Annotated in this window: 17 protein-coding genes; 11 read left to right on the top strand and 6 right to left on the bottom strand. The window is 59.9% G+C overall.

The features are described 5' to 3' along the window. Nucleotides 1-165: 165 nt before the first annotated feature. The 3 genes from ACQ4N7_RS25890 to ACQ4N7_RS25880 all read right to left on the bottom strand — a co-directional run bounded on the left by ACQ4N7_RS25890 (nt 166) and on the right by ACQ4N7_RS25880 (nt 2,441). Nucleotides 166-921, bottom strand: coding sequence for an HlyD family secretion protein (locus tag ACQ4N7_RS25890; protein WP_430714331.1), 756 nt, complete (start codon nt 919-921; stop codon nt 166-168). 113 nt (nt 922-1,034) lie between these two features. Next, nucleotides 1,035-1,523, bottom strand: coding sequence for a MarR family winged helix-turn-helix transcriptional regulator (locus tag ACQ4N7_RS25885; RefSeq protein WP_430714330.1), 489 nt, complete (start codon nt 1,521-1,523; stop codon nt 1,035-1,037). A gap of 159 nt (nt 1,524-1,682) precedes the next feature. Further along, complete coding sequence (locus ACQ4N7_RS25880; RefSeq protein WP_430714329.1) at nt 1,683-2,441, bottom strand: ZIP family metal transporter; 759 nt, start codon at nt 2,439-2,441, stop codon at nt 1,683-1,685. Nucleotides 2,442-2,855: 414 nt separating this feature from the next. On the opposite strand from ACQ4N7_RS25880, the gene ACQ4N7_RS25875 reads away from it, so the two are divergent. The 3 genes from ACQ4N7_RS25875 to ACQ4N7_RS25865 are packed head-to-tail and all read left to right on the top strand — an operon-like array spanning nt 2,856 to nt 7,370. Then, entirely contained in the window at nt 2,856-6,686 is a 3,831-nt protein-coding gene (locus ACQ4N7_RS25875) for a response regulator (RefSeq protein ID WP_430714328.1), read from the top strand. Between the two features lie 31 nt (nt 6,687-6,717). After that, nucleotides 6,718-6,966, top strand: coding sequence for a GNAT family N-acetyltransferase (locus tag ACQ4N7_RS25870; RefSeq protein WP_430714327.1), 249 nt, complete (start codon nt 6,718-6,720; stop codon nt 6,964-6,966). A gap of 11 nt (nt 6,967-6,977) precedes the next feature. After that, entirely contained in the window at nt 6,978-7,370 is a 393-nt protein-coding gene (locus tag ACQ4N7_RS25865) for a YybH family protein (RefSeq protein ID WP_430714326.1), read from the top strand. On the opposite strand, the gene ACQ4N7_RS25860 is transcribed toward ACQ4N7_RS25865, so the two are convergent. Beyond that, a complete protein-coding gene (locus ACQ4N7_RS25860) occupies nt 7,365-8,009 on the bottom strand; it encodes a TetR/AcrR family transcriptional regulator (protein ID WP_430714332.1) in 645 nt (214 codons plus the stop codon). The genes ACQ4N7_RS25865 and ACQ4N7_RS25860 overlap by 6 nt on opposite strands. A 23-nt stretch (nt 8,010-8,032) precedes the next feature. Further along, a complete protein-coding gene (locus tag ACQ4N7_RS25855) occupies nt 8,033-10,030 on the bottom strand; it encodes a winged helix-turn-helix domain-containing protein (protein WP_430714325.1) in 1,998 nt (665 codons plus the stop codon). A gap of 375 nt (nt 10,031-10,405) precedes the next feature. On the opposite strand from ACQ4N7_RS25855, the gene ACQ4N7_RS25850 reads away from it, so the two are divergent. The 8 genes from ACQ4N7_RS25850 (at nt 10,406) to ACQ4N7_RS25815 (ending at nt 17,564) form a co-directional block, all read left to right on the top strand. Next, on the top strand, nt 10,406-10,741 hold the full coding sequence (locus ACQ4N7_RS25850; protein WP_430714324.1) for a YdhR family protein: 336 nt from the start codon (nt 10,406-10,408) through the stop codon (nt 10,739-10,741). A 161-nt stretch (nt 10,742-10,902) separates the two neighbouring features. Beyond that, nucleotides 10,903-11,700, top strand: coding sequence for an MBL fold metallo-hydrolase (locus ACQ4N7_RS25845; protein ID WP_430714323.1), 798 nt, complete (start codon nt 10,903-10,905; stop codon nt 11,698-11,700). Nucleotides 11,701-11,730: 30 nt separating this feature from the next. Beyond that, nucleotides 11,731-12,186 carry an ester cyclase gene (locus ACQ4N7_RS25840; protein WP_430714322.1) on the top strand — a complete coding sequence of 152 codons (456 nt, stop codon included), beginning with the start codon at nt 11,731-11,733 and terminating at the stop codon, nt 12,184-12,186. A gap of 150 nt (nt 12,187-12,336) precedes the next feature. Continuing rightward, a complete protein-coding gene (locus ACQ4N7_RS25835; protein ID WP_430714321.1) occupies nt 12,337-13,299 on the top strand; it encodes a hypothetical protein in 963 nt (320 codons plus the stop codon). Between the two features lie 90 nt (nt 13,300-13,389). Beyond that, a complete protein-coding gene (locus ACQ4N7_RS25830) occupies nt 13,390-13,953 on the top strand; it encodes an OsmC family protein (RefSeq protein WP_430714320.1) in 564 nt (187 codons plus the stop codon). Nucleotides 13,954-14,591: 638 nt separating this feature from the next. Next, entirely contained in the window at nt 14,592-14,747 is a 156-nt protein-coding gene (locus tag ACQ4N7_RS25825) for a hypothetical protein (protein ID WP_430714319.1), read from the top strand. A 443-nt stretch (nt 14,748-15,190) separates the two neighbouring features. After that, nucleotides 15,191-16,870, top strand: coding sequence for a phosphatidic acid phosphatase (locus ACQ4N7_RS25820; RefSeq protein ID WP_430714318.1), 1,680 nt, complete (start codon nt 15,191-15,193; stop codon nt 16,868-16,870). A gap of 307 nt (nt 16,871-17,177) precedes the next feature. Continuing rightward, nucleotides 17,178-17,564: a VOC family protein gene (locus ACQ4N7_RS25815; RefSeq protein ID WP_430714317.1), complete on the top strand. Its 387-nt coding sequence runs from the start codon at nt 17,178-17,180 to the stop codon at nt 17,562-17,564. Between the two features lie 283 nt (nt 17,565-17,847). Here ACQ4N7_RS25815 and ACQ4N7_RS25810 read toward each other — a convergent pair whose 3' ends face one another. Then, nucleotides 17,848-23,580 (bottom strand): LamG-like jellyroll fold domain-containing protein, encoded by a 5,733-nt coding sequence (locus ACQ4N7_RS25810; RefSeq protein ID WP_430714316.1) that lies wholly within the window; start codon nt 23,578-23,580, stop codon nt 17,848-17,850. Nucleotides 23,581-23,650 lie beyond the last annotated feature (70 nt).

Genomic DNA, 23,650 nt, shown 5'->3' with positions numbered 1-23,650 from the left:
TCCAACGGCTTTAGCCGCATCCGTCAGGGTCGTTTGCGTGTGAACCAGCCACAGCAGATGCCACCGTCGTGACTCGACCGGGTCACCGCTTGCGCGATACCGCGCTTTAAGCTCGTCGGCTGAAAAACGAGGTTCGAGATGGAGGGGTCTAGGCATTCCCTAATCCTACACCATTTCAGGGGTAGCCAAGTCGGATTTAGTATCATAGGCCTGTCGGGCGGCATCGCGATCTTGAGCTGAGATGGCCCCCTGGGCGTAGAGCGACTGATAGCGCTGGTAGTCGGTGGCGGCTTTTTGCAGGGTAGCGTCGGCCTGGGTTACGCCGGCCTGGGCTACGGGCACCCCTGCCCGAGCGGCGATGAGGGCCGCCTGGGCATCGGCGATCGCGGCCCCCGCGCCGGTAATACCGCCCTGGGCACTGGTGACCTGGGCCTGGGCGCTGGTATCGGCCTGGGCAATGGAGGCTTGAGCGGCCTGGGCCTGTTTTTGAGCCGCGTCGAGGGCGGCCTGGGCCTGCTGTACTTTCACCTCGTAATCGTGGGGATCGAGCTGCACCAGCAGGTCTCCGGCGGCCACCCGCTGGTTATCATCCACGGCGATTTGCTCAACCGTGCCCGCTACCCGGCTGCTGATCTGGTAGACATGGCCCTGAATCTGGGCGTTGTCGGTTTCTTCGTGGGTAGAGGCGTAGGCCCACCAGCGGCTGCCAAAGGTGCCCCCGGCAATCAGCCCCGCCCCCGCCAGCACCAGCAGCGGCAGGCGACGCTTGAAGCCAGGCTGGGGCGATCGCGGTGACTTGTGCGAAGGCTCAGCGGCGGCTGGTGCCTCGATCGCAGGCGGCTCGACCGGCGCAGCTTCAGCGGTGCCCCCGGTTCGGTGGCCATTCTGGTGTTGATTGGTGGTGGACTCTTGAGTAGGCATGGTTGCTGACTAAGGAAGTATTAAGAGTAAGAAAGGTTAGGGTGCGTAGTATTTAAGAAGGCGAAGGTGGGTTCAGCGTAAAATCTGGCCTCAGCTATCAGCTAAGCAGCAGCCTAGGGATGGGCCAGGTTTGCGATCGCGCGATCGACCGCATCCGAGATCAGCTTTTGCTCAGCCTCAGTAATGCCAGCAAAGGCCGCCTCACGCACCTCCAACGCCAGGGGAGGCAGGGTTGCTTCGAGCTGGCGGCCCATATCGGTGAGCCAGATGCGCCAGATGCGGCGATCGCGACCGTCGCGCTCGCGCCGCACCAGACCGCGCTCCTCCATGCGGTCGATTACGCCGGTCATGGTGCCCCCCACCTGGCTCAGTTTTTCGCCAATTTGGGAAGTCGCCTGGCCATCCTGTTGCCAAAGACAGCACAGCACCACCCAGTGAAACGGGGTCAGGCCGTAGGGGTCGAGCTTCTCCTGAAACAACCGGCTCATCAGCTGGGCCATCAGGCGAATCCGGTAGCCCAGACCGTGGGGTGCTCGCACTTCCTGCCAGGGGGCCAGAGTAGACGTAAGGGGGAGGGGCAAATTCGTTTGCGCCGTTGACATACATTTATTTCGAGTTCTAAAGCTTAGTATACGAAGTTTCTTGGCAAGTGGCATCGTTTTGGGGTCTGCCAAAGGAGAGATCAACCGTTCCGTCAATTCTGCTCTAAAGCAGGCAGGCTAAGCTTTTAGTCTGGCTTAGGGGTTAAATGGCCCGATACTTTAGCCCCCGAGCTTGCTCAGCACAAACGCCGTCAAAAAGCCGCAGACGGTGATTAGCCCGGCAAAGTCATGGGCCTGCGCAAAGGCCTCCGGCATCATCGTGTCGGAAATCATCGCCAGAATGGCCCCAGCCGCGATCGCCAGGGTGGCGGCAATCAGCTCCGTGGAGAACTGGCTAAAAACGCTGTATCCTGCCAGGGCCGAAACGCCGGAGACAGCGGCAATCAGCCCCCAAACCCCAAAGATATAGAGCTGCGATCGCCCCGACTGCTTCATGCCAGCCGCGCTAGATAACCCTTCCGGCACGTTGGAGAGAAACACCGCTGCCACCGTTACCCAGCTGACGGCACCGCCCTCAATCATGCTGATGCCAATGGCAATCGATTCTGGCACACCATCGAGCAGCGCCCCCACGGCGATCGCCAGGCCGCTGCCGCTGTTCTCCGTCTCGCTGGGCTGCCGCTGCCCCGACCGTTTGCGATGGCGCGCCCCCTGAACAGCCAAATACTGATTCGCCAGCGTGTAGAGAATCGCTCCACCGAGAAAGCCTGCAGCGGTTGAGTCAAAACCGCCCCGCCGATAGGCTTCATCCATCAGCTCAAAGGCGAGGGCCGAGATCAGCACCCCGGCCCCAAAGGCCATAATCGCCGCAATAATCCGGCCCGAAAGGGAAATGTAGTAGCCGATTACGGCCCCTAGCAGCAGGGCCGATCCGGCCAGTAATCCCCACAAACCGGCCTGTAAACCAAGGGGAACCATGCTGTGCTCCTAGATGCGATCGCTCCTCTGCATCATGCCCCCCAAACCCGGCAGCAGGGCGAATACCTGCCCTAGGGCGAGACGCAGCCCTATCTCAAGACCTGGCAAGGATATCTACAAGCTGCTGGCAGAGGGTTAGGGAAGAGGGGCGACTTTACCATCACTCTAGGCGCGGGCGTCGATGTTTTCAATAAAGCCTACAAACGTTCAAACGTTTGTAGGTTCGTCTGACAAACGTCCTAACTCGATTGGCTACAGCTATAAAAGGCGATTGGCGCTTGATAGGACAATCTCATTTCAACGCGAGGTTGGGCCTATTCCAACAGCGGGAAATCTTATAGAGATGGCGTGGCTGGCTCATGTTGCTGGCGGCGACGACCGAACTGTGTGGCCCCTGACGCTTAAGAGGTTTCGATGAAGCAGGCTCCCCTTCCCCTCAATGAAAATCAACGGCTTGCAGCGCTGATGGGGTACAACATCCTTGATACTGAGGCAGAAGCTGCCTTTGACGATTTAGCCAAGCTGGCCGCCTACGTCTGTGGAACGCCCATTGCGCTGATCAGCCTGCTGGACAGTAATCGCCAGTGGTTTAAATCCAGGGTAGGTTTGGGAGTCGCTGAGACCGGTCGAGATGTGGCCTTTTGTGCCCATGCCATCCTTGCACCCAATGTCTTTGAGGTGCCAGATGCGCTCAATGATCAGCGCTTCGCCGATAACCCGCTGGTTTTGGGAGAGCCTCATATTCGCAGCTATCACGGGGTGCCGCTAGTAACAGACGATGGCTACGCCCTGGGCACTCTCTGCGTGCTCGATCGGATTCCTAAGCATTTGACGGAGCCACAGCTAGAGGCGTTATCGGCTATTGCCCAGCAGGTGATGAGCCAGCTAAAGCTGCGGCGCAGTCTCAATCAGCTGGCTCAAACTATGGCCGAACGGCAGCAGACCGAAGCTGAGTACCGCGACCTGTTTGAGCATGCAGTTGAGGGACTGTACCGCACGACTACGACGGGTTACTACCTCAAGGTAAACCCGATGATGGCCCAAATCTTGGGCTACGCCTCAGCGGAGGAGCTGATGGCTACGGTTACCGATATCGAGCACCAGCTCTATGTCAGGCCGGTCCAGCGCCAGCGGTTTGTGCGCCAGATGCAGGCCAGGGGCCGGGTGTCTAATTTTGAGGCCCAGGTCTACTGTAAGGGCGGCGATGTGATCTGGATATTAGAGAATGCCCGGGTGCTGTACGACGCTCAGGGGCAAACCGTTGGCTACGAGGGCAGCGTTACCGACATCAGCGATCGCAAACGAACTGAACAGCGCCTGCAAACGCAGTATGCGATCGCTCGTATTCTGGCTAAAGATCTGCGTCTAGAGGCTGGAATGGCCAGAATTATGCAGGCCATTTGCGGCAGTCTCGGTTGGGCAACGGGCGAGCTTTGGCTCGTAAATGACCAGAATGACCAACTGCACAGCGTCGCTACCTGGTGTCAGCGCCAGACACCACTAGAAGACTTTAGCCGCCTTACCCAGCAGTTTCCCCTATCCACCGGAATTGGCCTTCCTCAGCGAGTTTGGCAGCAAGAAGCGCCCAGCTGGATCAGTGACGTTCTTCAGGCAGACTACTGCCCTAGAGCAAACTGCGCCGCCAAAGCAGGGCTGCGCAGCGCCTTTGGCTTGCCTATTATCTACGGGGGCAGCGTGCTGGGCGTTATGGTGTTCTTCAGCCGCCAAGTCCAACCCCTAGACCAAGATTTGATCAACATGCTGATGGCGGCAGGCAGCCAGATCGGTCAGTTCATTCAGCGCAAACAAGCAGAGCAGGCCCTGCAGGAAAGCGAACGGCGCTTCCGCACGCTGTCACGCTTTGCCCCCGTCGGGATTTTTCTGACCAATGCTCAGGGACACTGTACCTACGTCAACGATCGCTGGTGCCAGGTCGCTCAGCTCTCTCCCCAGGCAGCTCTGGGAGATAGGTGGGCAACCACTGTTCACCCTGAAGATCGCCAGCGAGTCTTAGATGAATGGGAAAAGGCGGTTCAGGCTCAACGGGAGTTTGCCCTAGAGTTCAGATATTTGAGAACGGATGGCTCGATGGCCTGGGTTTTTAGTCAGGCGATGCCCCTGCTCAACAGCGACAGTCAAATCACAGGCTTTATTGGCACCGTAAGCGACATCACGGCCCATAAACAGGCCGAGGTAGAGCTACAAAGCCAAAACCTGGCCCTAGAGCAAGCCAGACAGGTTGCCGACCGGGCGAACCAGGCCAAAAGCGATTTTTTGGCCACCATGAGCCATGAAATACGCACTCCTATGAATGCCGTTATTGGTATGACCGGGCTGCTGCTGGATATGAACTTAACCGCAGCCCAGCGCGACTATATTGAAATTATCCGCACCAGCGGCGAGTCGCTTTTAACCATCATTAACGATATCTTAGACTTTTCAAAAATTGAGTCGGGCAAGCTAGAGCTAGAGCAGCAGCCCTTTAACCTGTTTACCTGTTTGGAAGAAGCTCTGGATTTACTCGCTCCAAATGCGGCCCAAAAAGGGTTAGAGCTGGCCTATTTGGCAGAGCCCAACGTGCCCGCATTCGTTTTGGGCGACGTTACTCGGCTGCGGCAAATCTTGGTGAATTTGATCAACAACGCCGTCAAATTTACTGAAGCAGGAGAGGTGGTCGTAGCTGTCAAAGCCCGACAGCTAGATGCTAATGCCCTCAATGCCGCTCAGCTCAAAGTGACTCAGCCGCTGTTTGAAATTCAGTTTGCGGTGAAAGATACCGGTATTGGCATTCCAGCAGATAAGCAAGAGCGGCTCTTTAAGGCATTTAGCCAGGTCGATTCGTCTACAACTCGCCATTATGGCGGTACCGGACTAGGCCTGGTTATTAGTCACAGGTTGAGCGAGCTGATGGGCGGTAAACTATGGGTTGAAAGCCAAACAAATGTAGGATCAACGTTCTACTTCACCGTCATTGTCGAAGCAAGCTTCAACCCTGAACACTCAAATATTCCGGCTTCTCTTGCCGGTAGACAGGTGCTAATTGTCGACGATAGTGCCATCAATCGACAAATTTTGAGCCAGTATGCTCACAGGTGGCAAATGCGCTCTGTAGCCGCCGCCTCTGGCACAGAAGCTTTAGCGCTACTGCAGCAAAACCCATGCTTCGATCTGGCCATTTTGGACATGCAAATGCCTGTCATGGACGGTCTGATGCTGGCAGCCCATATTCAAGCTTTGCCCGGCTCTGCCCAGTTGCCGCTGGTCATGCTGACCTCAATGGGTAAACCTGAGCACCTGACTCAGCCGGATCAAAGCCGCCTTGCCGCCTTTCTCAACAAGCCAATTAAGCCTACTCAGCTCTACGCTACGTTGACTCACCTGTTCCAAGAGCAGCCGCCCTCAAAGCTGCAATCGTGCTCTAACCCGAAGGAATCGCTTGAGTCAGCTACAAAACAGGCGCTGCGAATTCTGCTGGCGGAGGATCATTTAGTCAACCAAAAACTTGCCCTGCTGATGCTGCAGCGCTTGGGATACCGGGCCGACGTTGTGGGCAATGGACTGGAGGTGCTGGAGGCGCTGCAGCGACAGCCCTACGATGTTGTTCTTCTAGATGTGCAAATGCCCGAGATGGATGGGTTAGAAGCCGCTCGTCGAATTCACCAGACCTATGCGCCGCAGACTCGTCCTCACCTCATTGCGATGACGGCAAATGCCATGCAGGGCGATCGCGAAAAATGCCTCAGTGCTGGCATGCATGACTACATCAGCAAACCCATTCGTCTCGAAGCACTGGCTCAGGTCTTGAGTCAGTGCCGTCCCCTACAGCCGTTTTCAGAACTGTCTGCCTCTGACGAAACGGCCCCTGAGCCAACAATTGCTCCGGCTGCTGTGACCTTTGACCCCCTCGTTTTAGCAAGGCTGCGTAAGGCCATGGGAGATGATACCGGAGAAACCATTGCCGAGCTAATTGATTTTTATCTTGCCGATACACCGATTCTTCTCAAGTCTATAAAAACTGCCGTTCTTCAGCAGGATCTCAACGAACTTCAGCGCCTTGCCCACGGTCTCAAATCTAGCAGCGCGTCTCTGGGTGTGATGAGGCTAAGTCAACTCTGTCGGCAGCTTGAAGAACTTGCTCCTTCGGGCAACTTTAAGAAAGCGGCGGCTGTTTTAGAAGATGTAGACGCCGAATATCACACGGTTGAAATGGCAATAGGCAGAAGCACAGCCGTTAAGAGTCCTTGACCTCAGCTCAACTCTATTGAATTGGCTTTAGATGGCCTTTGAAAAGATTTGCGCAGTAGCGGATACTCAGGTGTGGGTTGCGATCGCATCGGGTACTCCGGTTGGCTTTGCCGCCGCCAAGCTGCACGCCGAGGACAGCATGGGCGAAATCTATATGGTGGCCGTCGATTCAGACGTTCAGGGGCAGGGCAAATGTCACTTGCCCCGACAGTTTGGCCTCAAGGAAGCGGGGGATTGTGGTGCGGATACTGCGTTACCCATCGGTATAAATATCTTCTAGATAGCGAGAAAATGCTCACCTTACCCACAGACGACCTCGACGCGATCGGGCACATTCATCGCCGCTGGATTGAGCTAGAACTGGCGGGCAACGGCCTTGAGGTACTACAGTTCTGCACGGACGATGTGCGCTGGCTGGTGCCCAACGCCGAGATGATTGTCGGCAAAGATGCAGCCTGTTCACTATTGGAAAGCGATGTGCAGATTGTGGAACTAACCACAGAACAAGTCGAAATCACTGGCCATGGCCGCTTGGCTTACAAAACCAGTCGCTATACAACCCGTTTTGTATCGCCAGAAAGCGGCGAAATTTTGGCGGCCTCTGGTACCCACCTGTGGATTTTGCATAAGCAGCCTGATGCCCAGTGGAAAGTAGCCCTAGTCACCTGGCAGCCTGCCTCATAGTGGGTCGGGTCTGTCGAACAGCAGCTCGATGTAGTTGCGGTAGTGAACCAGCTGCTGGGCGAGTTGGGTGGGGTCTTGCAGCACGCGGGTCATTACAAAGCCGCCTTCAAAAACCGAGACCAGGGCATCCGCTAACGATGTTGCGGTGACGGGGTAGCGGGGGGGATGCTGGGCGATCGCCGCCTCAAACTTGGCCCCCAGCCGCTGCCGCCACAGCAAAAACGACTCGGCTGAGATGGTGCGAATCTCGGGGGCCAGATCCTCAAACTGGTAGACGTAGGAGGCGATCAGGCCGCCAGCGGCGGGGTCAGCCACCTGCTCAACGTCGTCTTGCCACAGGCCGATAAACTCTAGAATTTGCTGGAGCGGATCGCGGCTGAGGGTTTCGGCGCGGGCTAGGGTGGCCTCCAGGTGGGCGGCATCGCGATCGCTGTAGCGCTGCACCAGCGCCTGGGCCAGGTCAGCTTTGGTCTTGTAGTGGTAGAAAAAGGCCCCCTTGGTAACTTCGGCCTTGGCCAGCACCATGTCAATAGAGGTGCCCGCCAGCCCGTGGCCCATCACCAGGGCGTGGGCGGCATCGAGAAGCTTTGCTTTGGTCTTTCCTGCTGCTGGTGTCCACCGAGCAGGTTTGCCGGGGATATCTGCGTTGACTGGAATAGGTTTTACGAAAAGCCATCGAAGCGGTAGCCGACGCCTGTAACGGTGGCGATCGCTCCACTGTGCGGTCCCAGTTTTTTACGCAGCGATCGCACGATCGAGTCCACCACGTTACTGCCGCCTTCGTAGTCGTAACCCCAGACGTCCTCTAGCAGGGTCATGCGGCTGACTGCTTTGCCGGGGTGGCTGTGTAGATAGGCCAAAACGCCGTATTCCAGCGGGGTGAGGGGCACTTGCTCCCCGTCAATGATCAGGGCGTGGCCCTCGACATCAAACCAGCTGGAGGCAGGCGATGCCTCGGTTAATGGTTCGGGGAGTACTTCTGAAGCCGGGGCCGATATTGGGCACCCGTATTGGGCATCCACCAGCCCGCTGAGCCAGCCCATCACCTGCTGGGGGCCAAAGTCGAGGCAGTAGCAGTAGTAGAGCTGCCCCTCCAGCTCAATGCCATTCCCCAGGGGGCGAAAGCTCAGTTTTTCAACAATTGGCCCCTGCTCATCAATGCTTTGAAACACAATGTAGACCCGCCGCAGGGTGTCTAGATGTTCGAGATACAGGCGTTTGGCATCGAGCCAGCAGGCGGCCTGAATTTTTGACAGGGCTTCCCCGGTGAGTTTGCCCAGGGCGCGGCGAATGAAAAAGACGCGCTGCCCGGCTGGCACCGGGTTCGCCTGCAAGGCTTGCCACCAAAACTGATTGATGGGGTCGGCCAGCAGCAGCGCTTCGGGCACCTGCATCGGGTCAAATACCTGAGAAAAGCCGACTAACTCATTGGCAGCATCCCGGACGGCGCGGAAGGCGGTGGGCACCTGATGCCAAAAGTTTTGCAGTCGAGCTGCGGCCTGTTCACCCTCATGGAGCTGAGCGATCGCGACTATCCCCGCCCCATCCTCGGGCTTAGCCGGTTCGACCGCCAGGGTGTGCGCCCCCGCCGGAAAAAACGCGTCGCGTACCATGCGGTGCTCAATCAGGTACAGCATATCGGCGGTGTAGCGCCAGCGGTGGGTTTGCCCCGCCGTGGCCCACTCCTGCCGCAGCTGCTGCCAGGCCCGACTGCGATAGAGCTGATATTTAGCCGGGTCGGTGGTCTGCAAAAAGCTGCCCATTGCCTGCTGCACCATGTCGTGCAGCACCAGCCCGTCCTGGTTCATCGAGACAAAGGGCAGGGCCAGCAGGCGATCGCGGGCGTCATTTTCGGGCAGGTCGGGCACCATGGCGGCCAGCAGCGATCGCGTTGTGCGCCGCACCACTGAGGCGGCCTCTAGCACCTGTCGCGTCACCGGGTCGCGCACATCTTGCAGGTAAATGCGGGCCAGCTCGCTGACCACAGTCTGCCCCTCCATTTGGGCCACGCTGAGGTCGGGCCGCTCGGCCAGGGCCGCCGCCAGCTTCAGCGCCAGGGGATGGCCGTGGGCAAAGCGGGCAATGGCCTCAACCTGACCTGGGGCCACCCCCGCCTGCCGCAGCAGCGCCGTTGCCGCCACGGTATCCAGGCTGTCGAGCGCCAGGTGCTGGCATAGCCCCTGCCAACCGGGCGCTAGCCACCAGGCCGATACCGGAGCCTCGCGTCCAACGAAAAACAGCCGCACGCGATCGGGCAGCGCGGGCACAAACTCCTGTCGCAGCCAGGCGTCGAGCAGACGAAACAGCTCGTAGGTGTCGAAGGTGATCACCACCGGCTGCGGTAGGCGATCGAGGGCGGCGGCAACATCGGCAGCGGTAGTAAAGGTGGTTTCGAGGAGATGCCCCAGGGCCTCCAGCACCCCCGGCTCGCTGGGCTGTATAGCGCGACAGTCGAGCTGGAGCACGGTGATATTTCGCGCCTGAAGCTGCTCGACAAAAGCGTGCAGCAGCGCCGATTTGCCCATGCCGCCAATGCCCGACACAAATGTAACCAAAGGCCCGTCAGGCTCCAGGGCTTGCCACAGCAGATCAAGTTCGGCACCGCGCCCTACAAAGCTCTGCTGGGCCTGCCGTCGAAGGCGTTCTTGAATGGTCGGCATAGGTCACTCCGGGGCGATCGAAATGGCTACGGTCGCAAGGGCGCTATCGCAATTATGGGCGGCGGAACGCAGGGTGTCTTGCACATTCTTCAGAATTATTTGCACAAACTTTGGCTTGGCTAGATCGATTGAATTGATCTGGATTGAACAGCCGCCATATCGGTTGAGGCCACACGCAAAAATTTAATCTCTGAGCTGTTTAAAACCTCTATACAATCCGATTCTAAGGGCTAAAAGCATTGGTATAGATGGCTGTCACAGCTTTCTCATCAGATGATCACGGCTTGATCATCACGTTTATTTGAGCCTCACCCATGATGGTTGGTGTACTGAAAACACCCGACATCGGAGGTAGCCATGAGCTGCATTTTACAGATGAATTTTGCGTTTGACGCCCCAGCAGAACAGGTGAAACAAACTGGGCTAGACCTGGCGCTAGCGATCGCCCAGGTGCCCGGCCTGGTCTGGAAAACTTGGCTGATGAATGAAGCCAAACGAGAGGCGGGCGGCATCTACTGGTTTGACAGCGAGGCGGCGGCGATCGCCTATCTCAACAGCGATATTGGCCAGCACATTCAGCACAACCCCACCTTTAGCGCCATACAGATTCGACTCACCCCGGTTTGGTCAGAGGCGACTGCGATCACCGCCAGGGCCGTGATGCCCAGCCAACTACAGCTTGGGGCGGGCATTAGAGAGGTCATGGTCTAGTTCTGATGGCGATCGCCCTTCTGCCTAAACCCCGGTTAGAGGGGCGATCGCTGCCCTCGCAATGCTGAACTCTTCCCCCTTACTCCCGCACCCTAGCCCCTACCCGCCCACCCATCCACCCGCCCACTCACCTACCCATTCACCCAACCAAGGAGACCCCCATGCAAGCATCCACCATGCTCGCCCCCCAGCGCATTGCTGCCGACACCTTTGTTCTGCCCGCCTACCTGCCGGTACCCGGCGCGGGCATGCTGCCGGTGAATGCTTTTCTCATTCGTGCCGCCCAGCCGATATTGATTGACACCGGGCTAGCGGCTCTGGGCAGTGAGTTTCTTGACCGCCTCTCACAGCTGATCGACCCTGCTGACCTGGCCTGGATCTACCTCACCCACACCGACCCCGACCACCTGGGCAACCTGGCCGAGCTGATGGCTCTGGCCCCCAGGGCGCACATCGTCACCACCTTTTTGGGCATGGGCAAGCTGGGGCTGCTGCAGTTTCCGCTGAATCGAGTGTATTTGCTGAATCCGGGCCAGCGTCTGGATTTGGGCGATCGCACCGTTGTCGCCCTGCGGCCCCCGGTCTTTGACGCGCCCGAAACCACCGGGCTATTTGACCCCGACAACCGCATTCTGTTTAGCTCCGACTGCTTTGGGGCACTGATGCAGCAGCCCGCCGAAACGGCCCAGGCCATTCCCCCCGATGCGCTGCGCGACGGCTTGATCAACTGGACGATGGTGGACGCCCCCTGGCTGCCGCTGGTGGAGGCCAGCGCGTTGAATCGGGCGATCGCCCCCCTGCGCCAGCTTCAGCCCCAGGTCATTCTCAGCAGCCACCTGCCCCCGGCCTGGGGCATGACCGATCGGCTGATCGACTATCTACAGCAGGCGCGGTTGGCCACACCGACCCCCGGCCCCGACCAGCAGGCCCTGGAGCACATGATGGCGATCGCTGCCTAGCCCACGTTTTTCTTTCAGGAGATATAACCCATGTTTGCAACCTCGACTTCTTCCGTTGACCAGGCTCAGCTAGAGCAGCACAAGCAGGTCATCCGAGAATTCTTTGCCACCACCCACCGGGGCGAACTGGAGGCGATCGATCGCCTGGTTGCCCCATCCATCGTCACCCACCACTTTCCCGGCGGCAAAAGCCCCGCCAGCCGTGAAGAGTACAAGGCGTTCTTTCGCCACTGGAATGGCGGCGTGGCGGAACAGGAGTGCAGGATTCTGGCGATCGCTGCCGAAGGCGAGCACATCGCGGTGCGCTACGCCATCACCGGACGCCATGCTGGAGACCTCTTCGGCATCCCTGCCACTGGCAACGCCCTCGATTTCACAGGCGTAGCCTTCTACCGCATGGAGCAGGGGCAAATTGCCGAAACCTGGCTCTACCCCGACACCGCTACCCTGCTAGGCCAGCTTGGGGTGCTGCCCGCCGCCGCCTGAACCGCTGTTTCGACGTGGGGTGACGTTGCCGGGAGGGTTTAGCGACGAACTGGCGACGCCCCTCTATCTACTCTGAAGACAAGTTGAAGCCCAGGTGATGAGCCTTCCGGTTCAACCCTGACTAGTCCCGTTTTATTTCAAGGAGGTTTTATGACCGCCGCAACCGTTCCGAAGTACAGCTACCCGGCCATTCTCAAGGATGCCGCGCGGGTGAGTTGGCAGGTGGAAGATCTGATTGGCCCTCATCGGCCCCTCGACTTTGCCCGACCTTTTTTGCCCGAGGCATTGGTACAGGCGCAGATTCCCGGCCTCAGCGCCAGAGAATCTTTAGCCCTGAACCACATTCGCAGCCACAGCTACCTGCACCTGTTTGGCCTGGTGGAAGAGTTCATTCTGCCGCTAGTGGTGGACCACGCCAAAACTCTGGGCTGTGATGACATTGCGGCCACCCAGGCCTACCTGGGCTTTGCCGCCGAAGAGAGCAAGCACATTCGCCTGTTTCGCCAGTTTGCGACGGCCTTTGAGGCTGGGTTTGGCCACCGCTGCGAGGGGATCGGGCCACCTCAGGCCATTGCCGACTTCGTGCTCAGCCACAGCCCTTTAGGAGTAGCCCTGGTAACGCTGCACATTGAGTGGATGACCCAGCGGCACTTTCTCGAAAGTGTGCGCGGCCAGCAAGACGACCTCGACCCGCAGTTTTGCCGCCTGCTGAAGCACCACTGGCAGGAGGAGGCCCAGCACGCCCGCCTCGATGCCCTGATGGTGGAGTCGATGGCTCAAAGTCTGGGCTCTGATGCGATCGCCGCTGCCGTTGATGACTACCTCGCCATCATTCGCTACCTTGATCAGGGCCTCAAGGCCCAGGTGCAACTTGACATTACCAGCCTAGAGCGGGCAATCAGGCGAAAATTTTCTATCACTGAGCGGGATGAGATTCAGCGCATTCAAGAGCGGTCATACCAGAACGCCTTTCTGATCGCCGGGATGACTCACCCCAGCTTTAAGCAAAGTGTGCAAGCGTTGAGCGCCGCAGGATACGACCAAATTGCGGCCCTGGGCCACGATTTTTTATCGGACGACAACTCACTGTGCAGCGAGCTAACCACACAGTGATCTAATCGCGCAACGAATCCAAAACGAAATGGCTGCGGTCATTTCACAGCTTCGATTGTCTTTTTTTACCAAAACCAAGGAGTTTGACCTATGACAACCCAAACCGTGTACACCATCAATGGCTTTGCTCCCAGCGGCATTACTGACCTGATTGCCGCCATTCAGCAAGATACCGCCCATGCTCAGCTAGAGTTCCATGCCACTACGGCCTGGGTAGACGGTACGCGATCGCTGACCCGCATCAAATCTTTCGACTGGGCTGGGCAGCCCTACGCCCGCAACTTCTCGCTCACCATCGACGAGCCGGAGGAGCTGGGCGGCACCAACATGGGGCCAAACCCTCAGGAAGTGCTGCTGGCAGGGGTTAATGCCTGCATTATGGCCACCTTTGTCGAATTTTGCTCGGTAGAGGGCATTCGGCTAGAGAAGGTAGAGATCCACAGCACCGGCAGCCTCGACGTGCGCGGCATGCTCAAGCTAGACGCGTCTGTCCACGCCGGGTATCAAGACCTGCGCTGGACGATGACGGTCAAGGGCGACGCCAGCCCCGAAAAATTCCAGCAGATGTATGAGGCGACGATCGCATCCTCGCCCAACTTCTGGAACCTGGCCAACCCGGTCAAGATGGTGCCAACGTTGCAAGTCGAAGCCTAGATCCAACCTCCCTCGGCGACGATCAAACTGCCGCCGAGGGACTGCATCCCGCCAAACATCAGGAGATTGAGCCGTGCTGTGGAATTTTGACCCAGGTAAGTTCGCCATTGCAAGTGAGCCAGACCTGCAACCCTACACCTGGAAACTGCTCCAAGCCTTCTGGCGATTCAGTTGTTTTTACGGAAGCTATCACGCTCTGCCCTCAATCTGACCTGCCCCGCATTCTGGTCTTGTCGCTCGATACTCCTCCCCTCACAGAAGCTTATTTTCAAGCAATGAGGGCTAATCCTACTCTTCACCCCTGCTTAGCGATTCGCCGCATCCAAAAGCTGCGCACCTGATCTCAAAAGACCGCCGCCGCCGCATTTGCGAATTCAGCGCTACCGCCGCCGACAGTCTGCGCGAGGCCTTCCGCCAGGAAAACGTTTCCTTTGAGCGGGTGTGGACGGCCCGCCTGCAACCGCCCGCACTGCCCTAAGCTCCAGCCCTATCACACCGACAGAACCCCAGAAATGCTGAACGTTTCTGGGGTTCTGCGGTATTCAACGACGCAACTCGGGCTATAGCCCGGCGGCATTTTTCTCTACCAACGTGGTGTTTCAGGTCAAAGATGTGACCAAATTCGGAAGGGGTAAGCCATGTGTCAACTCTGCGGGTTAGTGAACAGGCTGCCAAAGGCGCGAGCGGCAAGCGGCGGCGATCGCCCCCATCAGCCCGGCCTCTCGGCTCAAACCCTATCGAGCTGGGGTGCTCTGAGCTTAGATCGGCCCCAGGTAGCCTCACCCAAAACCTAGCCACACTTAAGATCTCTCCGCCCCATTCTCTCTAGCTGCGTTCGATGCGGCTGAATTTGATGTGGCTGAACGGCAATCTCACGGGATGGGCCTGGTTCACGGCGGCAAAGAGTACCCGTGGGGGTACTGTGGTTTGCCGCTCAGTGCCGTCTACCTTAAATCTATTGCAACGGTTGAAACCCCACATCACTAAGGTTTTTAGCGATCGCTGGGGTTTTGCTCGCTGCTTCAGCGGTGCGTTCCCGGCTTAAGAATTCTGGCTTCCAGGTTCTGCCTTAACCCCCTATTGCCCTATGGATTCCAGGACGATGGTCAACTTTTTGCAGCGGTTATTTGCTCCCGAAGGGCCAACGATCCTGGCGCTTCCGGAGGCCGATTCAGAGGTTACCGCCCTCCAGTCCGAGGTTGGCGATTCACTAGCCCATTCACTAAGGAACATCCCCATGGTTGACTGCCAGTACAACAATGCCCAACAGCGCGACTACGAAGCTCGCCGCACCGAGGCGGCGGCCCTGCGCGACCAAGAGCGTGACGATGCCGCTGGCGACTTTAGCGTCACGCCGCCCGCCATCAACGGCGACGAAGATCGCTTTAAGCACATTGGCTTTCCGGGCTTTGCCTCGTTCTCTAAGGGTTTGGCCCACAACGTCAACGGTCTGGTTGACCCCAGCTCGTTTCAATCGCTGCTCGATGCGCTGCAGGCTGGTACCCAAGCCGCTCTCGAGCAGGTGCAGCTGGGCGGCGGCAAGCGCAAGCTGGTCAACCCGCTGAATGCGTTTTCTTACCAGCAGATCGGCAATGACTCTAACGGGGCGCGCATGGCCGCTGCCCCCACCTTTGACAGCCGCAGCACCGCCATCGACATGGTCGAGCGCTACTGGATGGCCCTCTGCCGCGATGTGCCCTTTGACCAGTACGCCAACAGCGGCCTGATTCAAGCCGCCTGCGACGACCTCAATGCCGTGGGCTTTGACGACCAGTTTGGCTTTGTCTGCACGCCCCAAACGCTGTTTCGCGGCCCCTACGCGGGCTGCAATGTTGGCCCCCACGTGTCGCAGTTTTTGCTGCAAGACTTTAACTTTGGCAACCAGCCCATTCGTCAGCAGCAGCGCTACCCGCGCCCCGGTCTCGACTACATGACCGACCTCGACACCTGGAACCGGGTCAACAATGGCGATATCGACCCCAGCAATACCGATATTATCGACGGCACTCGCTACATCACCACCCTGCGGGATGCGGGGCAGTGGGTGCATATTGACTTTCCGCACCAGGCCGGGCTGTGGGCTACCATCCAGCTGCTGGGCCAGAAGGCGGCGTTGTCAAAGGCCGTGCCCTACGGCAGAGACATCACCACATCGGATGCTTTTGGCAGCCTGGGCGGGCCAGACATCAGCATTCAGGCTGGGCTGGCCGGGGTCTATGCCCTCAAGCACGCCTGGTTCCAGAAGTGGTGTGTGCACCGCCGTCTGCGGCCTGAGGTCTATGCCCAGCGCCTAGAACTGTTTCGTCGCGGTGTTTTGGGCCACAGTGAAAACCCCTGCGACAGTGAGAAGTTTAACGACTTCTTTGGCGAGGGGGCCGATGTGTGGCGGCGTACCCAGGTGCTCGATCGCATCTTTGAGCACAACCGCCAGCAAAATGTGGCCCAAAACCGGGGCGATTGCCAGGGTAACTGGCTGCTGCCCATGGGCTTCCCCGAAGGGTCGCCCACCCACCCCGCCTACCCCGGTGGCCACTCGGCCTTTGTGGCGGCGGCGGCGACGGTGGCGAAGGCCTACTTTGCCGATGGCCCCTTCCCCAACCCCAAGGTGCCGGTGGATGGTGGCTCTAAGCTGGCCGACTACCGAGGCGAAAAACTCACCATCCACGGCGAGCTGAACAAGCTGATCGCCAACGTTACCCTGTTCCGCGATGGGGCGGGCATGCACTGGCGCACCGATGGCACCACCTCGGGACCCAATGCGGGCTGCGATCGCCCCGGCACCGGCATCGAAACCGGCGGTAACCTGCTGGGCGAGCGGCTGGCGATCAGCATGCTGCGCGACACCCGTCGCACCTACCGCGAGGCTGTGGGTGAGTTTGAGTTCCAGAGCATTACCGGCAGCACGGTGCGGTTCTAGCGACTGGCGCTTGAGCGCTGCTAAGGTGATCAGCCCCGTCACGTTACCTCGGCAACGTGACGGGGTTTTTATGCTGCGGGGGAATCAACTGAATCACAGCTACAACCCCAGGAGAAGATCAAAAAGAATGCCGCTGCCCTCGCCTACCTCTTCTCGCCAGGCGTTGGGTCGAGGGAAGTTTTTGAAGTGGCAGAAAAACGACTGATAGGGCGTAATCAAGGGGTAACTTGCCCCTATGCTATCTAAAGCCAGGTAGCCTTCATCCGTCTGTTTGGTGCCTCGGCTTTTGCCCCTTATGGAGTCAGCTATGGACCCCTTTCAGCAGCCTGGTGCGTTTAGCTGGTGCGAGCTAATTACTCCCGATGTTGCCGCTGCCAAGGAGTTTTACGGCCCCCTGTTTGGCTGGACGCTCAAAGAAGGCCCTCTTGGCGACATTCCCTACACTGTCATAGAGGTGGGAGGAAAGGAGATTGGCGGTATGGCCCCACCGCCACCCAACCAGGCCAATATGCCGCCGACCTGGGGAGTGTACATTACGGTGGAAGATGTGGATGCGATCGCCGAACAGGCTAAAGCCTTGGGGGGCCAGGTGTTGTTGCCACCGATATTGATTGAGGGCACGGGCAAGTTTACGCTGATTCGAGACCCGCAGGGGGCAACGTTTTGCGCCATTGAATATACCCAGCACAGCTAAGGAAAGCCTGCGATTGCTCTTCGGCTCTGACAGCGCGCAGCCCAGGCCGTTGGCTACAAGAAAAAGTCTGAGCACAAGCGCCCGCGCCGCCGCGCCGCCTAGGCCAACCGCCGCTGCCGCTCAAACCCCTCCCTGCGGATGGCACCTTTTAAAGCGGCTCCTTTGACCTGGGCAGGCAGGCAAAAGGGGCAATATTACAGCAGAGACAGATCGGGCTGCGCTCTCCCCAAGTCTTGAGGAAAGAGCGCAGCCCGGTTGGCCGTTGGTTAGGTGAGCAACCAACCTACTGTTCAGCGCTGGCCGCGATCGCTCGACGACCGTTGCCGTTAGTGACAGAGGGAATCGCCGGGAGACTTTCCACCGTTGCGGCCTGGGGTGCCCCAAACCCTTGCAGGGCAGGGCGTTCCACAAAGGTGACCAGGTGGCGCACCCGCCACACCGGGTTGGGTCGCACCATGCTGATCTGGCGCAGGGCGCGGGCCTCTTCGTCGTTGCCCATCAGCCACTCGGGGTCAACCACCTGATGAAAGAAGTCGCTGAAGTGGCTGGTATTAGGCTCCAGATAAAAGCTGGAGAAGCGGTAGCGATCGACCTTTTCGCCCGGAATGACCGCCGTGTCGTCGGCGCGGGTGATGCCCCGGCTCTCGCCCGCTAGCTCTACCGCCAGGCTGAAGCCCCGGCTGCGGCTTTCGGTTTTGGTAGAAACCTGGGTGATGTGAGCGGTAGCCAGGGCCGTCAGGTTTACCCAAACGCCGAGCCCCTGCACAAACCCGGTAATGCCGAGCCCCCCATCGAGCGAGAAACTGCCGCCGATGGTTTGCTCGATGGTGTCGGCAAACTCCTGGGTTTCAGAGCGCAGACCGCCGTCGCCATCCCACACGTAGGTGTTGACGATGTTCCGCTTGCGGGCGTCGATCAAGAGCTGCTCTAGCCGCTGCTGCCAGCCGTCGGCACTGCCGCCAGAGCGCACCGACTCCACCGTCGAGGCGATCGCCGACCCCACATTGGCCGCCACCTGCTCGATATTGTTTTCGTTGGCGTTATCGGTCGAGCGGTTGGCGGCCCCCCCCTCAATGGCGCGGCTGTTGTAGTTGACAAAAATGGCCTCCCGCTCCCGGTCTTGACGGCGAATTTGGGCCTCTAGCTCGGCGGCTTCGCGGATGCGGAAGTAGCTGGCCGGAAACTGGGAGCCGTACTGGGCACGCAGGCTGGGCACGGCGGCATAGACGCGATCGTCGGCGGCCTCGGTGCCCACCTGGCCGTCGAGGGTGCCGTTTTGCTGGTAGGCCGGGTTGATTAAAAAAGTGACGGTGTTGACCTGGGGCGGCAGATCGGGCACCGGGGCCACCTGGTACGACACCATGCGCCGACTGCGGCGCAACCGCAGCACAAACACATCCGCCAAAGAAGACACGACCAGGGCGTAGCCCACGTTTTTGGGCACGTAGCGCCGTCCCAATCGGGGAAAGCGCGCGGTGGTTTCCAGGCTGCCTCGCAGGGAGAGCCGATCCTGCAGGGCCGTGGCAATATCGAGGGTGACGGTGCCTTCGTCGAGCAGGCTGTAGGTGCTAGACAGATTGCCGGTAAAGCCAAAGCCACCGGAGACGGAGGTGGTGACTGCCACCCCAAAGGAGGCCTCGGCGGCGGTCCCGAGAATGGCATTGACATCAATGCCCAGCCCCGCCTCCTGGGCGCGAGTCCAGCTGTAGCGGACGTTTTCGGTAGCGTTGAGCTGAATGGCGGCGGTGCCGTCGTAGCTCTCTGCCTCGGTGAGGTTTTCGCTGGGTACGGGGGGTGCCCCTTCGATGTAGCCCAACAGCGTGGGGTCAAACTGGGCATTGCCCACCCAGCGCACCTCCAGACTTTCGATGCGCTGGTCTTGCAGTAGATAGATTGCATCCGCCTGCAAAAAGGCATAGAAGCGTCGCATCAGCCCTTCCGCCTGGCCCAGGGCGTTGACCGCCTGGGTGGGGTATTCGTTGGCGACGACCAGGGCGGCTTCGGTCGCGATCGCACCAATTGGCGCAGTAGACGGAGCCAGCTGCACCGCGCCAGCCAGGGTGCCGTGGTAGCCGTGGGGGGAGCGATCCAAAATTTCCGCTCGACCGACATCCTCCAGAGGCCAGTAGCCCAGCAGCCCCGGTTCGTTGCCGGTCAGAGGCAGGTGCTGGCTGGCCTCAATCTCGTCGGCTCCCAATACCTGATCCCACACCTGCATACTCTCCAGAAAGCCAATCCAGGGGTTTGCGCCATCGACATCGGCCCCGAAGGTGAGGGTGCCGCCCGCCCGCAGCCGATCGCTGGGGGAGATCTCGCCTGTGTAGGCGATCGCACCATCCACATAGATTTGCAGCTGGCCGTCCTGCCCGCGCCAGGTGACGCTCAGCCAGTGCCACTCGCCATCGACCAGGGCAATGCCGGTAGGCGGCGTGGTCTGATCGTTAATGGTGACCTGGAGGTTTTGGGGATTGAACACCCGCAGGCGGCTGGCCGCCTGGCGGTAGTCTAGCCAGGTGGCTGTGGCTGTGGTTTGGGTGCGCACCCAGCCCGACAGGGTAAAGCGGCTCAGGGCGTCGCCGCCAAAGGGGCTGATCTCCAGCCGACCGGGATTGGCGCCGTCGGCCTCAAAGGCGAGGCAGGTGCCGGGCAGGTTGGGCCGCCAAACTTCTGCCACGGCATCGTAAACGGTGGTGCGAAGGCGATTCCGCCGATCCAGGAAATTCAGATGCACAGCACCCTCCACACTTTCATAGCTGGTGACGGCCCCGGTCGGAGCGGCAAAGTCGAGCAGCCCCCCCTGCACGGTGCCGCCGTCGGTGGTGGGGAGAATGGGCAGCGTCTGAGCCTGGTTGCTCAGGGCCGCCACAGCATCCAGATAGGTCTGGCGCAGGGTGCGAATGCGGTCTTGCACCTCGTTCAGCCGCAGGCGGGCGGCGGCGAGCTGAGGCTCTAGCTCATCAATGCGGGCCAGGCGGGCTTCCAGGCGATCGAGGTCGGCCTGGGCAACGGCGAGGTCGGCGGTGAGGCGATCGAAGGTAGCGCGGGCAGAGGCGATCGCGGCCCTTCCCTCATCGTGCAAAAGGCCGGTATTGATCAGCAGCCAGTCGCCGACGCTGCCGCTGCGGGCAAAGCTGTCTACCGGTTCGGCGGTCAGGCTGCCGCTGGCGCGCACCACCAGCAGGTAGGTATCCAGCACCGGGTTAGCGGTATCGGGTTGACGAGTTCGGAACTGCACGCGGGCCGGGTTGCCCTGCTGCAAAAACTCCAGCGACCAGTTTTGGTAGACAACCCCCGGCGGCTGCCGCAGCGGCTGCACCGAGAGGCCAGTGTAGGTGCCGCTGCCGCTGTTGTCGGCGGTCAGCACCGCCGCCAGGTTATTTTGGGGATGAATTCTGACCAAAGTGCGCCCGGTGGCCGTCACATTCAAGGGCCGAATTTGCCAGCGCTGGGCCGTGCTAAAGTCGCTGGGCCGTAGCGTGAGGTCGGGGCTATTGGCGCGGCGAATGGCATCGTACTGCAACCGCACCCCGGCGCGATCGCCCGGATTGATTTCAGTATAAAAATTGAACGGGTTTAGCTCCTCGTCGCCCAGGCGGCGGGAGGCGGCCCGCTGCTCGGTGGTGAACTGGGCCACAGTCTGTCGCTGGGCGGCTACCTGCTGGGTCAGCACATCCAGGGGAACATCCTCGGCAATCAGGGCTTCCAGTTCCCGCACCTCGCGAATCAGCCCTGCTTCCTCTTGTTCTAAAGGACGCAGTTCATCCAGGGCCTGCTCGGCGGCGTCAAACCCATTCGCCAGGGCGGGCAGCAGCACCTCATCGACAAACTCGGCCTGGGTGACGGTGCTGGCCAGTTGTGCGACCCGGTGGCGGCGCAGCTCCAGGGTGTCCCACCTGCCGCCGGGGGCGGTGGTGTGGAATAGCCGCAGGTGAGTCATGCCCTCTGGGATGGTGAACCGGGCCTGGGCTACCCGCCAGCCGTCGTCGCGGGCCGCATTCAGCGGGCGAATCTGGGCGGGGACGATCGCCGGGTCGGTAGGGTCACCGTTGCGTCCACCCGTCAGCCCCTCAAACACAAACTCAAAGGCTTCTGCGCTTTCATCAAAGGGCAAAATCGGCGCGTCGGTGCGGTACTCAAAGCTCTCTAAGTAGGTCGCCCCCTGCACCACGCTAAACACCTCGCCGTAGCGGTAGGCCTCGGCGTTGCGCCGCCCCACCCGTCGCCCAATTCGCCGCCCGGTGGGGAAGGCCCCCAACACGCGCCCGGTATTCGACTCAGGCGAGAAATCCACGGTTTCGCCGTTGGCCAGGGCCATCAGCGGCCAGTAGCCCACCAGGCCCAGCTCGCGCCCCAGCAGGCGATCGCCCATCCGCTGCTGAATCTCGGTCTCGCTCAGCGCCACGTTCCATACCCGTACTTCTGACAGCCAGCCGTCCCAAAAGCCCTCGCCAGAGTCAGGGTTCTGCACGCCAATTTTGGCGCTAAAGCCGCTGGGTCGGGCCGGGGTTGCGCCTTCGTAGGTATCGGCCAGTTCACCGTTGACGTAGATGTGTAGCGTGTTGCGGCGATCGCACACCACCGCCAAATGCGTCCAGGTCTCCAGCGGAATCGAGACATTCTCCATCTGGTAGCGCGCGCCGTCGTAGCTGGTGAAGACGGGGTTGCCGTTTACCAAACCCAGGGCGTAGCTGTCCTGCTTAGCAAAAATCCACTGTTCTTTTTCGGCAGCAGGATTCACCCAGGCTTCAATGGAGAAATTGCGGGTCAGATCGAGGGAACGGTCTGAGCCTACATCAATATAGTCATCCACACCGTCGAAGGTGAAACTGGGGCGGCTGTCGGTATCGGGGTCAGACTCCTGATTGCCGCTGACGCCGCGCACCTGTTGCAGGGTATCGGCGGGCAGCAGAATGTCGCGGTTGTTCTCCAGCCGCAGGGTTTCTTGGGGCTGGTCGTCGATCTGGGCCAGGGTGCCGTCGGTGCGCACGCCAAAGATCAGCGAGGCCAGGGTAGGGCTGGGGTCTGCCGCACCCATGACCTGCACAGGCACCGCCAGCATCACCCGCACACCGCCTTTGATAAACGAGGTGTCGCCGTCCTGGGTGGTCATTTCGCTTTGCAGGCAAAAGCGGGTGGCGGTGGGGGCCTCGGTGGCGGTCAGCTCCTCGCCCGCCGCATCCCGCAGCACCAGCGTGCGCTGGATCAGGCCGGGAATCTGGCGGGGCTGGGGATCCTCCAGGCTGCCCTCTTCCACGGTGTAGTCGGCCAGCTCGAACAGGCGATCGCGCGATCGGCGCAGCGAAAACAGCTCGATCCGCCCGCTCTCGCCATTGTGGGCAAAGAGGTGCCAGCGGCTGACCTCGTGCTCGCTGGTGGTAGTCAGCACTACGGCAAACCAGCCCTGGGTGAGGTTCTGCGCCAGCCGAATTTCCTGCGTGGGCTCAAAGAAAAAGTTGCCCGCAAAATCGCGAAAGTCGGGCGTATCGAAGGACTGGCTGCCGCCTAAGCCCTGGGGCTGGGCCGGGGTAAACCGCTGCCGACTGCGCTTAAAGCGCACCTCCAGCTTCGGCACCAGCCGCTCAGTGCCGCCGTCGAGCAAAAAGCGATCCGCTAACAGCGTATTTTCGGTGGACTGGCGGAAGACGAAGAGATGTTCGCCGTCGGAGAGCACCTGAATAGGGGCCAGGGCGGTGCGGTCGGCGGTGCTGTACTGCGATCGCACCCACTGATCCACGCCTTCTTCTCGCTCGCGCTGAAGCACCGATTCGTCGGGCTGGTCGGTGGGCAGGGGCAGCCGCACCCATTCGCCCCACGGGGAAGGCGGCACCGGGTCTGCTGACTCTGCGCTTGCGTCAGCGTCAGCTGATTCGGGCAGAACGGCTGGCTCCGTGGGCGCTGGCGGAGTGCGCCGCACCGCATAGTAGATGTCGCGGCTGGTGTCGATACCAAACAGGAACACGAGGCCCTGGTGCTGCACCGAAGTCAGGTGCTGGAGGTTGTTGCGGTTAATCTGCATGGGTTGGTCTCCTTGGGGGTTATGGAAATTTGGTTGATTGCGCTGTGGGGCGGTTGGGTTTTGCTGGCGC

Origin of the sequence: Nodosilinea sp. AN01ver1, from assembly GCF_050565655.1 — a bacterium.
GTDB lineage: Bacteria > Cyanobacteriota > Cyanobacteriia > Phormidesmidales > Phormidesmidaceae > Nodosilinea.
The sequence above is the reverse complement of the archived record's forward strand: the minus strand, read 5'-3'. Positions and strand labels throughout refer to the sequence as shown.